Source organism: Pseudomonas antarctica, assembly GCF_001647715.1.
Lineage (GTDB): Bacteria > Pseudomonadota > Gammaproteobacteria > Pseudomonadales > Pseudomonadaceae > Aquipseudomonas > Aquipseudomonas antarctica_A.
On record NZ_CP015600.1, the window covers coordinates 4590376 to 4603627 of the forward strand.

The 13252-nt window shown below is 62.8% G+C and carries 15 protein-coding genes and 1 riboswitch; of the genes, 1 reads left to right on the forward strand and 14 read right to left on the reverse strand.

The window, feature by feature from the left end; all coding sequences use genetic code 11:
* Positions 1-13 precede the first annotated feature (13 nt).
* From A7J50_RS32105 to cobO, 13 genes are all read right to left on the reverse strand, one after another.
* Positions 14-136, reverse strand: a complete 123-nt coding sequence (locus tag A7J50_RS32105) for a hypothetical protein (RefSeq protein ID WP_257784281.1) — start codon at positions 134-136, stop codon at positions 14-16.
* Positions 133-1341: an MFS transporter gene (locus A7J50_RS20775; protein WP_064453492.1), complete on the reverse strand. Its 1209-nt coding sequence runs from the start codon at positions 1339-1341 to the stop codon at positions 133-135. Before A7J50_RS20775 ends, A7J50_RS32105 begins: the two co-directional genes overlap by 4 nt.
* Positions 1342-1396: 55 nt before the next feature.
* Positions 1397-1801 (reverse strand): MarR family winged helix-turn-helix transcriptional regulator, encoded by a 405-nt coding sequence (locus A7J50_RS20780; protein WP_064453493.1) that lies wholly within the window; start codon positions 1799-1801, stop codon positions 1397-1399.
* 42 nt (positions 1802-1843) lie between these two features.
* Positions 1844-2572 carry an adenosylcobinamide-GDP ribazoletransferase gene (locus A7J50_RS20785; RefSeq protein ID WP_064453494.1) on the reverse strand — a complete coding sequence of 243 codons (729 nt, stop codon included), beginning with the start codon at positions 2570-2572 and terminating at the stop codon, positions 1844-1846.
* Positions 2573-2574: 2 nt separating this feature from the next.
* Positions 2575-3150 carry an alpha-ribazole phosphatase family protein gene (cobC, locus tag A7J50_RS20790; RefSeq protein ID WP_064453495.1) on the reverse strand — a complete coding sequence of 192 codons (576 nt, stop codon included), beginning with the start codon at positions 3148-3150 and terminating at the stop codon, positions 2575-2577.
* Positions 3147-4202 (reverse strand): nicotinate-nucleotide--dimethylbenzimidazole phosphoribosyltransferase, encoded by a 1056-nt coding sequence (gene cobT, locus A7J50_RS20795; RefSeq protein WP_064453496.1) that lies wholly within the window; start codon positions 4200-4202, stop codon positions 3147-3149. Before cobT ends, cobC begins: the two co-directional genes overlap by 4 nt.
* Positions 4199-4720, reverse strand: coding sequence for a bifunctional adenosylcobinamide kinase/adenosylcobinamide-phosphate guanylyltransferase (gene cobU, locus A7J50_RS20800; protein ID WP_064453497.1), 522 nt, complete (start codon positions 4718-4720; stop codon positions 4199-4201). The genes cobT and cobU overlap by 4 nt, the downstream gene beginning before the upstream one ends.
* Positions 4721-4793: 73 nt before the next feature.
* Positions 4794-6245 carry a cobyric acid synthase gene (locus tag A7J50_RS20805; RefSeq protein WP_064453498.1) on the reverse strand — a complete coding sequence of 484 codons (1452 nt, stop codon included), beginning with the start codon at positions 6243-6245 and terminating at the stop codon, positions 4794-4796.
* A complete protein-coding gene (cobD, locus tag A7J50_RS20810) occupies positions 6242-7231 on the reverse strand; it encodes a threonine-phosphate decarboxylase CobD (protein ID WP_064453499.1) in 990 nt (329 codons plus the stop codon). The genes A7J50_RS20805 and cobD overlap by 4 nt, the downstream gene beginning before the upstream one ends.
* Positions 7224-8132 (reverse strand): adenosylcobinamide-phosphate synthase CbiB, encoded by a 909-nt coding sequence (cbiB, locus tag A7J50_RS20815; RefSeq protein ID WP_064453500.1) that lies wholly within the window; start codon positions 8130-8132, stop codon positions 7224-7226. Before cbiB ends, cobD begins: the two co-directional genes overlap by 8 nt.
* Positions 8129-8779, reverse strand: a complete 651-nt coding sequence (gene bluB, locus A7J50_RS20820) for a 5,6-dimethylbenzimidazole synthase (RefSeq protein WP_064453501.1) — start codon at positions 8777-8779, stop codon at positions 8129-8131. The genes cbiB and bluB overlap by 4 nt, the downstream gene beginning before the upstream one ends.
* Positions 8776-10179, reverse strand: a complete 1404-nt coding sequence (locus A7J50_RS20825) for a cobyrinate a,c-diamide synthase (protein ID WP_064453502.1) — start codon at positions 10177-10179, stop codon at positions 8776-8778. Before A7J50_RS20825 ends, bluB begins: the two co-directional genes overlap by 4 nt.
* Positions 10176-10787 carry a cob(I)yrinic acid a,c-diamide adenosyltransferase gene (gene cobO / locus A7J50_RS20830; RefSeq protein WP_064453503.1) on the reverse strand — a complete coding sequence of 204 codons (612 nt, stop codon included), beginning with the start codon at positions 10785-10787 and terminating at the stop codon, positions 10176-10178. Before cobO ends, A7J50_RS20825 begins: the two co-directional genes overlap by 4 nt.
* A 78-nt stretch (positions 10788-10865) precedes the next feature.
* A riboswitch (cobalamin riboswitch) is annotated at positions 10866-11118 on the reverse strand.
* A gap of 99 nt (positions 11119-11217) precedes the next feature.
* On the opposite strand from cobO, the gene A7J50_RS20835 reads away from it, so the two are divergent.
* Positions 11218-12531 carry a PQQ-dependent sugar dehydrogenase gene (locus tag A7J50_RS20835; RefSeq protein ID WP_064453504.1) on the forward strand — a complete coding sequence of 438 codons (1314 nt, stop codon included), beginning with the start codon at positions 11218-11220 and terminating at the stop codon, positions 12529-12531.
* Between the two features lie 74 nt (positions 12532-12605).
* Here the strand turns inward: A7J50_RS20835 and A7J50_RS20840 are convergent, their stop codons facing one another.
* Positions 12606-13148, reverse strand: coding sequence for a C40 family peptidase (locus A7J50_RS20840; protein ID WP_053257356.1), 543 nt, complete (start codon positions 13146-13148; stop codon positions 12606-12608).
* Positions 13149-13252 lie beyond the last annotated feature (104 nt).

Sequence of the window (13252 nt, forward strand, 5' to 3'; positions counted from 1 at the left end):
CCAGATTACGAACTTAACAGATCGACATACCCAGTTGCATCAACGCCAGCCCGCCGCGCTGCCAACCCCACCACGCCAAAAGCAGCAGAAGCGTCACCGCCCCTGCCCCGCCAAGCCAGTACCTGTTGAAACTCATGCCGCCTCCATCTGCGTCTGCAATCGCGCCACTGGTCGCTCGCGCACCGGCCAGTTGAGGGCCGCAGCGAGCAAGCTCAACAGCACCGCCACCTGCCAGATCAAATCGTAATTGCCGGTTCGATCATAGACCACCCCGCCCAACCAACCGCCGAGGAACGAGCCCAGCTGATGGAACAGGAACACAATGCCGCCCAGCATCGAGAGGTTTCGCACACCGAACAAGGTCGCGACGGTGCCGTTGGTCAGCGGCACCGTCGACAGCCAGAGGAAGCCCATGGCCATGCCGAACAGGTAAGCCGTGACTTCAGTGACCGGCGCCCACAGAAACAACACGATCACCACCGCGCGCAACAGGTACAGGCCGGTCAGCAAGCGCGGCTTGGACATGCGCCCGCCGAGCCAGCCGGCAGTGTAAGTGCCGAACACGTTAAACAGTCCGATCAAGGCCAGCACTGTAGTGCCTACCGTCGCTGGCAAATGCTGGTCGACCAGATACGCCGGCAGGTGCACACCGATAAACACCACCTGAAAACCGCAGACGAAAAAGCCGAACGCCAGCAGCCAGAATCCAGAGTGGGAACAGGCCTCCTTCAATGCTTCGCGCAGGGTTTGCTGACCCGCCATCACCGGCAGCGGCTTGTCCTTGAGCATCGCCACCAGCGGCAAGATCAACGCCACCATCAGGCCCAACGCCAGCAAGGCGGCGGACCAACCCAGCCAGCCGATCAACCCCAAGGTGCCCGGCACCATGGCGAACTGACCGAAGGAACCTGCAGCGCTTGCGATACCCATGGCCATGCTGCGTTTTTCCGGCGGCACGGCGCGGCCGACCACACCGAGAATCACCGAAAACGAGGTGCCCGAAAGGCCAATCCCGATCAGCAAGCCAGCACTTAGCGACAACGACCACGCCGAATCGGACATACCCATCAGCACCAGCCCCACGGCGTACAGCACGCCACCGACAAACACCGCTTTGGTAGCGCCGAAACGGTCGGCCAAGGCGCCGGTAAACGGCTGTGCCAGGCCCCAGATCAGGTTCTGCAGGGCGATAGCGAAGGCAAAAGTCTCACGACCCCAGCCGAATTCGTTGCTCATCGGCGCCAGGAACAGGCCAAAGCCATGCCGCACGCCCAAGGACAACGCCAGGATCAGCGCACTGCCCAAAAGAACCCAACCACTGGTGCGCCACATCGAGGTCATTTCTTATTCTCCGCTCGCGGGTATATACCCGCGTGTAGTCAAAAAGAACCCGCGCTCAGGCGAGTTCATCCAGCAAGGCCAACAACGTTTCGCGCTTTTCGACACCTAACCGATCAATCAACTTCTGCTGCGCCGCTTCCCACGCCGGCAAGGCGGCAGCCAGTCGTTCTTCGCCGGCTTGCGTCAGCAGCACCAGGCGGTTGCGCAGGTCATCACCCTCGACCAACAGCACCAGCCCCTCTCCCTCCAGCACCCGAAGGTTACGCCCCAAGGTGCTGCGATCCAGCCCCATGGCTTCGGCCAGGCTGGAAATGCTCGGTTGGTCGAGGCGCTGCAAGTTGCACAGCAAGGAATACTGGGCGACGTTGATCCCGAAGCCGTCGAGAGCGCCGTCGTAATGCCTGCTGACGCCACGGGCGGCGCGTCGCAGGTTGGTGCATAAGCATTGGGAGGCAAGCATAGAGCGTGTATATACCCGGGATTGAGGAAATGCAAGAAAGTGTTACAGCGCCAAGCCAACCAAAACCGCGACTTCCAAAAGCTCCAACAGCGCGCCCGCCGTGTCGCCAGTGGTGCCGCCGAGCCGATTGACCATAAGCTGGCGCAGGCCGATAAAGCAAAGCGCAGCCAGCAAAACGGCAATACCGCCACTGAAACCGCCGATCAGGATGCAGGCCAGACCGCTGAGGATCAGCACCTGTTGGCCGACTATCCTTGGTAAATGATCCGACAATGCCTGGCCCAAACCACCTGCACGCACGTAGCGCGTAGTGAGGAACAGCGCCAACATCGAAGCACGCCCAATCAGCGGCGCGAGGATCAACGCCGCGCCGTTATGCTGCTCGATCAGGGCCACCAGCGCCGTGAACTTGAGCAACAACACCAAGCCCAACGTAACCACGGCAATTGGCCCGCTGCGGGGGTCTTTCATGATGCTCAGCGTGCGCTCGCGATCGCCGAAACCTCCGAGCCAGGCATCGGCGCTGTCCGCCAGGCCATCCAGGTGCAGGCCGCCACTGAGCAGTACCCACGCCGTCAACAGCAGTGCCGCATGCAGCAACAGCGGCGCGCCCATCAACACGGCATTCAGGCCCCACAACAGCACCCCGAACAACACGCCCACCAGCGGATAAAAAAGCAACGAACGCCCCAGTTCCTGAGGCTGCGGCATGCCCGGCAAACGAATCGGCAGACTGCTGAGAAATTGCAGGGCGATCCAGAACGGCAGCATCGTCAGATTCCTTCCTTCAACACACCATCGGCAGCGACCTGCAGGCTGAACAGCCCACCGTGACCGACCTCGACATTCAACAGTTGCTCGCGCGGCAAACCGCGCGCCCGAGCCAGCAGCAGGCGCATCACGCCACCGTGGCTGATCAGCAACACGCGCTCACCGGCATAAGCCTGATGCAAGCGTGAGACCGCGCCTAGAACACGTTCGGAAAACTCGCTGACAGGCTCGCCATCAGGCGGCGTGAAACTGTAGGGATCGGCCCAGAACAAGCCCAACCCTTCAGCGTCGGTTTCCATCAACGCCGCTGCACTTTGCCCTTCCCAGGCGCCGAAGTGCAGTTCCTGCAGAGCCTTTTCCAGGCTCACCGGCACATTGAGGCGTGCGCCCAACTCACGTGCGAACAGCGCGCAACGTTGCAACGGCGAGCTGATCAAGCGATCCCACGGCCCCTGCTCCGCCACGGCGGCGCGCATCTGCTCCCAGCCCTTGGCGGTTAACGCATCGTCCAGGCTGCCGCGCAGGCCGCCGCCCAGTTCGGTTTCGCCGTGACGCAGCAGGTCCAGGTGCAACGTCATGCCGGGCGATCTGCCACGGCCGCTTCTGCGAACGTCGCCATCTGCCCGTGCAACGCGCACGCCAGGCGCAGTAACGGCACCGCCAGCGCCGCACCACTGCCTTCGCCCAGGCGCAGCCCCAGTTCCAGCAGCGGTTCGGCGTCGAGGCTTTGCAGCACATGCCGATGACCCGGCTCAGCACCTCGATGGCCGAACACCAGCCATTCGCGGCACGCCGGGTTCAAGCGTGTGGCGACCAGCGCGGCGACGGTGCAGATAAACCCATCCACCAGCACCACGATGCCTTCCTGGGCACAGGCCAGATAGCCGCCGACCAGCGCGGCGATTTCAAAACCGCCGAGGTTGAACAAGGTTTGCAGCGCGTCGCCACGTTGCCCTGCATGCAGCGCCAGCGCGCGCTCGATGACAGCCACTTTGTGGCTGACGCCCTTGGCATTCAAGCCGGTGCCCGGGCCAGTCAGGTCACTCACCTTGCAATCGAGCAACGCACACGCCAACGCACTGGCGGCAGTGGTGTTGCCGATCCCCATCTCGCCGCCGATAAACAGCTGCGCGCCGCTTTGCAATGCACGGCGCGCACTGTCTCGACCGGCTTGCAAGGCCAGGCGCCCCTGCGCCTCAGTCATCGCCGGGCCGTTGACGAAATTCGCCGTGCCCGCGCCAATGTTCAGGTGGCGCACACCCGGCAAGCTCAGCGACGGCGTCACGGTGCCAAGGTCGACCACTTCCAGCTGCGCGTCCAGCTGTCGCGCCAACACACTGATAGCCGCGCCACCCGTCACAAAGTTATGCAGCATTTGCCCGGTCACCTCCTGGGGAAATGCCGACACGCCTTCAGCGACGACGCCATGGTCGCCGGCAAAAATGGCGATCCACAGCTGCTCCACCGACGGTTTGACCTGGCCTTGCAGGCCGGCCAATTGCACCGCCACGGCTTCCAACTGGCCGAGCGAGCCGGCCGGCTTAGTCAGTTGCTGCTGGCGAGCCAGGGCGTGTTCGTACGCCGCAGCGTCCATGGCCTTGCAGGGGTTGAGCCACCAGGTGTCAGTCATAACGCAGTACCTTTCAAAGTCAGGGGCAGGCCGGCAACCGTCAGGACAACACGCTGACACCGCTCGGCCAAGGCTTGATGCAGCCAACCGGCTTCATCCACATAGCGGCGAGTCAATTCGCCCAGCGGCACGACACCCAAACCGGTCTCGTTGCTGACAAAAATGATTTCACCCGGCAGCGAGGCCAGGGTTTGCAGCAGGTATTCACGCTCAAGCGCCAGGCGTGCCGGGTCTTCGAGCATCAACAGGTTGGTAAGCCACAGGGTCAGGCAATCCACCAGCAGGCAGCGATCGGACGACGCGTTTTCACGCAGTACGCGCGCCAGTTCGATGGGCTCTTCAATCAGGCCCCAATGATCGGGACGGCGCTGGCGATGAAGGGCGACGCGCGCGTTCATCTCACCGTCAAGCGGTTGGCTGGTGGCGATATAGATGACAGGCAACGCGCTGTCAGCAGCGAGCTTTTCGGCAAGGCGGCTTTTGCCGGAACGGGCGCCGCCGAGGATCAACTGATGCATGGAAAACCACCTCTTTCGGTCGGCGGATATTTTGATGCAGGCCCGCGCTCACATTTGGACGGCGTGCACACCGTTAAACCCCACATAACGTGCGCAATAAATCGGTGTCCAGATGGTTCTCCACCAGGTCCGCCAAGCGCTCGATATCGCGCTCGCGCAGCGCGTGGTAATCGACTTCCTGCACATCCTGCAGCCCCGCCCAGCGCAACAAGGCACTGCAAGCGGCCGGGGTCTCGAACAGACCATGCAAATACGTGCCGAAGATCTGGCCGTCCTCACTCTGGGCACCGTCACTGCGGCCGTCATCCAGCAGCACGGCGGCTTTCGACAGCGCTTCGCCGGAGGTCACACCCGCGTGGATCTCATAGCCACTGACCGGAGCGTCCTCCAGCAACAAGCGCCCACGCACATTGCGCAACTGTTTCTCTTCGGCAAGCGTCGTACTGAACGCCAGCAACCCAAAGCCTTCGCTTGACCCTGCCGGCCCTTCCAGCCCAAGCGGGTCATGCACCTGCTCGCCGAGCATCTGCAACCCGCCGCAAATCCCCAGCACCTTGCCGCCGTAGCGCAAGTGCCGAGCCACAGCGGTGTCCCAGCCATTGGCGCGCAGGTACGCCAAATCGCTGCGCACACTTTTTGAACCCGGCAGGATAATCAGGTCGGCGGCCGGAATCGCCTGGCCCGGCCCGATGAATTGCAGATCTACCTGAGGATGCAGGCGCAGCGGGTCAAAATCGGTGTGATTGCTGATTCGCGGCAACACCGGCACCACCACGTTTAACACCTGCGCCGCCTTGTCGATCTGACGCGCGTCGATGCCGTCTTCGGCCTCCAGGTGCAGGTCCATCACGTAGGGCAACACGCCCACCACCGGTTTGCCGGTGCGGGCTTCCAGCCAATCCAGGCCGGGTTGCAACAAGGCGATATCGCCGCGAAAACGGTTGATGATGAAGCCCTTGACCCGCGCTTGCTCCGTGGGCGAAAGCAACTCCAGCGTGCCGACCAGGTGGGCAAACACGCCTCCACGATTGATATCGGCAATCAACAGCACCGGGCAATCCACCGCTTCGGCGAAACCCATGTTGGCGATGTCATTGGCGCGCAGGTTGATTTCCGCCGGGGAGCCCGCGCCTTCCACCATCACCACCGGGTAGGCCTCGCTCAACCGCGCGTGGGAGGCCAGCACCGCTTGCATCGCGATGGCTTTATAGTCGTGATAGGTCACGGCGTTCATGGTGGTCACGGCTCGACCATGGATGATCACCTGCGAGCCGGTGTCACTGTTGGGTTTGAGCAGCACCGGATTCATATCGGTGTGAGGCGCGAGATTGGCCGCCTGGGCTTGCACCGCCTGGGCTCGGCCGATCTCACCGCCCTCGGCAGTCACGGCACTGTTGAGGGCCATGTTCTGTGGCTTGAACGGCACCACCGCGACGCCCTGGCGAATCAGCCAGCGGCAGAGCGCGGTCACCAGAGTGCTTTTACCCGCGTCGGAGGTGGTGCCTTGCACCATCAGCGTACTCATATGGCTTCCTTGTAGGCGGCCAGGGCTTCATCGAGTCGCAGCCAGTGCGCCTCGGTGTCGGGCAAACCGAAGCGCAGGCTGCTGTCGTGGACAAACAGGCGCAGCAGGATGCCGCGCTGAGCCATGAATTCGTGCATGTGTTCGGCGTGCGGTGTAATCAGCCACTGGAACAAGGCGCAGCCACCGTGGGGTTGAAAGCCATGGCGCTCAAGCAGGTCAAACAAGCGTTGGCCCGCTTCGATACAGCGCTCACGCTGGCGGGCGTGCCCGGCCATATCGCGCAGGCATACTTGGCCGAGCACCCGTGTCGGCCCGCTGACCGACCATGGGCCGAGCTGTTCGGCGAATAGCTTGAGCAACTTGCGTTCGGCCAACACAAAGCCCAAGCGAACACCGGCCAAACCAAAGAACTTACCGAACGAGCGCAACACAATCAGGCCGACTTGATGGGCGTGGCTGGCCAGGCTTAATTGCGGGGTGACGTCCATAAAGGCTTCATCCACTACCAGCCAACCGCCGCGCTGGGCCAGCCGCGCATGCCACTCCAGCAGGCGTTGCGGGGTCAGGCTAAGTCCGGTGGGATTGTTCGGATTGACCACCACCAACACGTCGAGGCCATCGAGAAAGAAGTCGACTTCCTGCTCCTGCACTTCGCGCACCACGTAACCTGCGCGACGCCAGGCTTCGGCGTGCTCGGCATAACACGGCGACAACACCCCGACCTTGCCGGAGCGACGCAAGCGCGGCAGCAATTGGATTGCTGCCTGGGAACCCGCGACCGGCAACACATGGGCGGCGCCGTAATACTCGCTGGCAGCCTTTTCCAAGCCGTCATCGGTTTCCGGCAAACGCGCCCAGGCCCGCAACGGGATCTCGGGGATCGGCCAGGGCCAGGGCGCCAGGCCGCTGGACAGGTCGAGCCAATCCGCCTCGGCGATTCCGTACTGAATCACTGCCTTACGCAGGCGACCACCGTGTTCAAGCATAAAATTGCGCCCCCGCGCAGAGGATCAGCAGCCATAACCATACGCCGCGCTGCACCAGTTGCCAGCCTCGATCAATAGAATCGGCATCGGCTGGCGGGCCTTCGCCCAATGACGGGCGCTGATGTAACTCGCCGTGATAAATCGCCGCGCCACCCAGTTCGACACCCAGTGCGCCCGCGCCAGCCGCCATCACCGGGCCGGCATTGGGGCTGTCCCAGGTTGGGCCCTGGGTGCGCCAGCATTTAAGCGCCAGGCGGGTTTTGCCCAGCACGGCGTAGGTCAAAGCCACCAGCCGCGCAGGGATGTAGTTGAGTACATCGTCGATCTTGGCAGCCGCCCAGCCGAAACGCTCAAAGCGTTCGTTGCGATAGCCCCACATGGCGTCGAGGGTGTTACTCAAGCGATACAGCACCACGCCCGGCACACCGGCGACCACAAACCAGAACAGCGCGGCAAACACCGCGTCGCTGCCGTTTTCCAGCACCGACTCCGTGGCGGCGCGGGCGACTTCGGTGCGGTCCAGCTCGCTGGTCTGGCGGCTGACCAGATAACTCACGCGTTTGCGCGCTTCATCCAGGTCATCACTGCGCAACGCCTGGGCCACCGGGATCACGTGCTCACCGAGGCTGCGCATACCCAGCGCGCAGTACAGCGCTAAAATCTCCAGCACCCAACCGATATAAGGCGCCCACGACAACGCAGTGGCCATCAGGGTCAGCGGCACCACCGCGATAACCCACGCGGTCACGCCGTGGCTGCGCCAGCCACGGCCTCCGGTATTGAAACGTTGCTCGATGCGCCCGGCGAAATTGCCGAATGCCACCAGCGGATGCCAGCGCCTGGGCTCGCCCAGCAGCGCATCCAGCGCCACCGCAGCGACACACAGCAAGGCCACACTCATTGACTCACTCCCCACACATTCTCATACAACATGTCACTCAGCGGCCGTGGTTCGGCCCAGCCTTCGAGCTGCAACATCGGTGCCGGATAGAACCCGGCTACCGGCCCCAGGCATAGCACCGCCAAGGGTTTCGCACCGGCCGGCAAACCCAGCAGGTCGGCCAGGGCCTGCGGCTCGAACAGCGAGACCCAGCCCATGCCAAGGCCTTCGACGCGGGCTGCCAGCCAGAGATTCTGGATCGCACAGGACAACGATGCCATGTCCATTTCCGGCAAGGTGCGACGGCCAAAAATGTGGCGCTCGCGATCATCCATCAGCGCTGCCACCAACACTTCGGCGCAGTCATGGATGCCTTCGACCTTGAGTTTCATGAACTCATCGGAACGCTCGCCCAACGCCTCGGCGGTGCGCACGCGCTCTTCTTCCACCAGGTGTTGAATCTGCCCACGCAACCGGCGGTCACTGATACGGATAAACCGCCAGGGCTGCATCAAGCCGACACTGGGCGCCTGGTGCGCAGCCTGGAGCAGGCGGTGCAGCAGTTCTGGGGCAACCGTGCCGCCGATAAAGTGGCGCATGTCGCGGCGTTCGGCGATGGCGCGATAGACGGCCTGGCGGTCGGCTTCAGGAAAGGCGTTGTCGGTCATGGCTTCTTCGCGAGCAAGTCGAATCGTCGCACCGCCGCTTCCACATTGTGATCGGTGAACCCGGTCGATGAGGGCGCTGGCTTGCCTGCGATAGCGGCCTGATGGCTCGGCGCAAACAATGCGGCCACTGCCGTCGGGTTGGACGGGAAATAGAAGTGCACGTAGGAAGCCGTCATCCGCCCCTGGCGGTACACCGCTTCGGCACCGCGCCCGCCGTTAGGGCTAAGGCCACGGGCAATCGGCTGCCACTCGGTGCTGGTCAGGGAGTGGTGATAGGTGTGACCGCGCAGTACGCCTTCCGGCAACTCGACGCTTTGCAGGGCCAGGGCCGCGAGCTTCTTCTGCATCACCGCATCCCCCTGCAGCAAGCCAACCAGTTCGGCACGGGTACCATCGACATCGGTGAGCGAGTCCAGCAGGTACAGCATGCCGCCACATTCGGCGAGCAACGGTTTACCCGCCGCGTGATGGGCGCGAATAGCGTCGAGCATCGAAGTGTTTTCAGACAATGCCCGGTGGTGCAGTTCCGGGTAGCCGCCCGGCAGGTACAAGCTATTGGCTTCGGGTAATTGGCGATCATGGATCGGCGAGAAGAAGCGCAATTCGGCGCCCATCGCCCGCAGCAGGTCAAGGCTGGCGCCGTACGTGAAGGCAAAGGCCTCGTCGCGGGCCACCGCAATGCGCACGCCGGCGAGCAACGGTTCGGCCTCGATCACTTGCGGGGCGGCGAAGGTCACCGGCGGCGGCAACGCGACTTCGCAACTGCTGCCCAGGGCTTCGGCAGCGGCGTCCAGGCGCACATCGAGGTCATTCAGTTCGCTGGCTTGCACCAGGCCCAAGTGGCGACTGGGTAATTCAATTGCGGTTTCGCGAGACAACGCGCCATACCAGCGCAGGCCTTCGGTGAGGCTGCCTTCCAGTAACTGTGCATGGCGCAGGGTGCCGACGCGGTTGGCCAACACGCCAGCGAACGGCAAGTCCGGCTGATAGCGCGCCAGCCCCAAGGCCAGGGCGCCGAAGGTCTGGGCCATGGCGGTGCCGTCGATCACACCGAGCACCGGCACACCGAAGTGCCGCGCCAGGTCGGCACTGGAGGGCGTGCCGTCGAACAGGCCCATCACGCCTTCGATCAGGATCAGGTCCGCCTCGCCCGCCGCTTCCCACAGCAAGCGGCGACTTTCCTGCTCGCCGACCATCCACATGTCCAACTGATACACAGGCGCACCGCTGGCACGCTCATGAATCATGGGGTCGAGAAAGTCCGGCCCGCATTTGAACACGCGCACCTTGCGCCCCAGGTTGCGGTGCAAACGCGCCAACGCAGCGGTCACGGTGGTTTTGCCCTGGCCGGACGCCGGTGCGGCGATCAGTACGGCCGGGCAATGACGGGGCTGATTCAAAGTTCGACGCCCTTCTGTGCCTTGATACCGGCCTGGAACGCATGCTTGAGCATGCCCATTTCGGTGACGGTGTCGCCCATTTCGACCATTTCAGGCTTGGCGCCACGGCCGGTGACCACTACGTGCTGCTTCGGTGGGCGGGCTTGCAGGTCGCTGAGCACTTGATCCAGGTCGAGGTAACCGTGCTTGAGGGCGATGTTCAGTTCGTCCAGCACCACCAGGCCAATGGACGGGTCTTGCAACAATTCGCGGGAAACCGCCCAGGCCGCTTCAGCGGCGGCGATGTCGCGCTGGCGGTCCTGGGTTTCCCAGGTAAAGCCTTCGCCCATCACGTGGAAGCGCACTTGCTCTGGGAAACGGCGGAAGAACAATTCTTCGCCCGTGCTGTGGCGCCCCTTGATGAACTGCACCACGCCGCACTGCATGCCGTGGCCCATGGCACGGGCCAGCATGCCAAATGCCGAACTGCTCTTGCCTTTACCGTTGCCGGTCAGTACCAGCAGCAATCCGCACTCGTTCGGGGAATTGGCGATGCGCTCGTCGATCACGGCTTTTTTGCGCAGCATGCGCGCCAGGTGGCGTTCGTCGCGGTCGGGGGAATCAGTCATGGCAGCTCTCCGTTGGGGCTGGACAAAAACGGCGGGCAGGAAAAAGAAAAAACAGACAGCCAAGCATCGCCCACCGTGATGCTGTTGGATGATCCAGGCCGGTCTCCGGACTCATAAGTGGCGCTCTTGCTCATCGAGCGAGCAGGCCAACGGCGCGCCTTCCCATATCACGCGGATACAGTGGCAAAAGGCACCGTTTTGACTCATTTACCGTTGCGGGGGCAGCGCCGGGATCGCGGCAGCACTGTGTACAAGTGCGCTCACTCACCGGCTTCCCTGTTTCACTCTGTCGGCGTATCCGCCACAGAGCACCTGGAACAAGCCGCGAAGGTTAGTGGGTTGGGGGTGGAGCGTCAATTAAAGCTGGCCTTGCACTTGAACCATCGGACTATCTCACTCCTCTACCCTTACAGGTATTAAGGAGAAAACCATGCATAAAACCAGACTCGCCTTACTGATCATGCTGGCAGGCACCCTCGCCGCCTGCGGCGAAAGCTCCACGTTGAAGGTCTCCGATGGCACCGGGCCTTCGCCCAAACTGCCGGAGCCGAACAAAACCCTGATCCCCACCGTAAACATTGCCCCGGCCATCGGCTGGCCCGACGGCGCGAAGCCAACCGCCGCCGCCGGCACTCAGGTGTCGGCGTTTGCCGAAGGCCTGGACCACCCGCGCTGGCTGTATGTTTTGCCGAATGGCGATGTGCTGGTGGCGGAAACCAACGCCCCGCCCAAGCCGGATGATGCCAAGGGTATTCGCGGCTGGGTGATGGAGAAGGTCATGGGCCGCGCAGGCGCAGGCGTGCCAAGCCCGAATCGCATCACGCTGCTGCGCGATGCCGACCACGACGGCGTCGCCGAGACCCGCACGGTGTTCCTGGAGAATCTCAATTCACCGTTCGGCATGACGCTGGTGGGTAACGACCTTTACGTCGCCGATTCGGACAAACTGCTGCGCTTCCCCTATCAGCCAGGCGAAACCTCGATCAAGCAAGCGGGTACCACAGTGGTCGACCTGCCGGGCGGCAGTATCAACCACCACTGGACGAAAAACGTGGTGGCCAGCAAGGACGGTCGCAAGCTGTACGTGAGTGTCGGCTCCAACAGCAACGTGGGCGAGAACGGCCTGAAGGCAGAAGAAGGTCGCGCGGCGATCTGGGAAGTCGACCGCTCCACAGGCCAGCACCGCATTTTTGCTTCCGGGCTGCGCAACCCGAACGGCATGGCCTGGGAACCGCAGAGCGGCAAGCTGTGGACGGCGGTTAACGAGCGCGACGAGATCGGCAGCGACCTGGTGCCCGACTACATTACCTCGGTCAAGGATGGCGCATTTTACGGCTGGCCCTTCAGCTACTACGGCCAGCATGTGGACGTACGCGTCTCACCGCAAAACCCCGACCTGGTCGCCAAGGCGATTGCACCGGACTATGCCGTAGGGCCTCACACCGCGTCCTTGGGGCTGACGTTCGCAGAAGGCAGCAAACTCCCCGCGCAATTCAGCAACGGCGCATTCATCGGCCAGCATGGCTCGTGGAACCGCAAGCCGCACAGTGGCTACAAGGTGATTTTCGTACCGTTCGAGGGCGGGCAACCCAAAGGGCAACCCGTGGATGTGCTGACCGGATTCCTCAACAGTGACGAGAAAGCCATGGGCCGGCCGGTGGGCGTGGTGATTGATCAGCAGGGCGACTTGCTGGTCGCGGATGACGTGGGAAATAAGGTGTGGCGGGTGTCGGCGGCTAAGTAGCCGGCCTCAAAAACAGCGCAAAACCAAATGTGGGAGGGGCTTGCCCTCTCCCACATCTTATTCTCTGTTCAGCCTTAAGGATTGCGCGCCAGATGCTCAGCCGGCAACACGCGCTTGGCGCTCAGGTAGGCGTTCTGCCAATAGGCTTTGGACAGCGTATCCAGTTTCACCGTACCACCGGTTTGCGGGGCATGTACGAATCGCCCTTCGCCGACGTAGATCCCGGCGTGGCTGACCCGCGAACCGCCACCGGTCGCAAAGAACAGCAAGTCACCGGTTTGCAGGTTCTGCTCGCTGACATCCTGCGCACGCATCACGATCAGTTCACGCGTGGTACGCGGCAAGGAGATGCCCGCGGCGTCGCGGTATACAAAGCCGATCAGGCCACTGCAATCAAACCCGGAATCCGGCGTATTGCCGCCCCAGCGATAAGGCGTGCCGACCAGGCCCAGCGCTCGGAAGAGTACGTCTTCGGCAGCAGGCGAGAAACTTTGGCTGGAATAGTTGAACACCGGTTTCGGCTTGACCGCTACCGGGGCAGGCGGCGGTGGACGGCTTGCGCAGGCGCTGAGGAGCGCGGCACAAACAAGAAGAATGAGGCGGGCTGAGGTCGACATGGGCAGAACAATCCTGATCTGGATGCGGCTTTCGCTGCCGAACGCTGAAAACCAGAACGCGCAAGCAAAGCTCGCGCGAACGGATTACAACAATATCCAGAGAT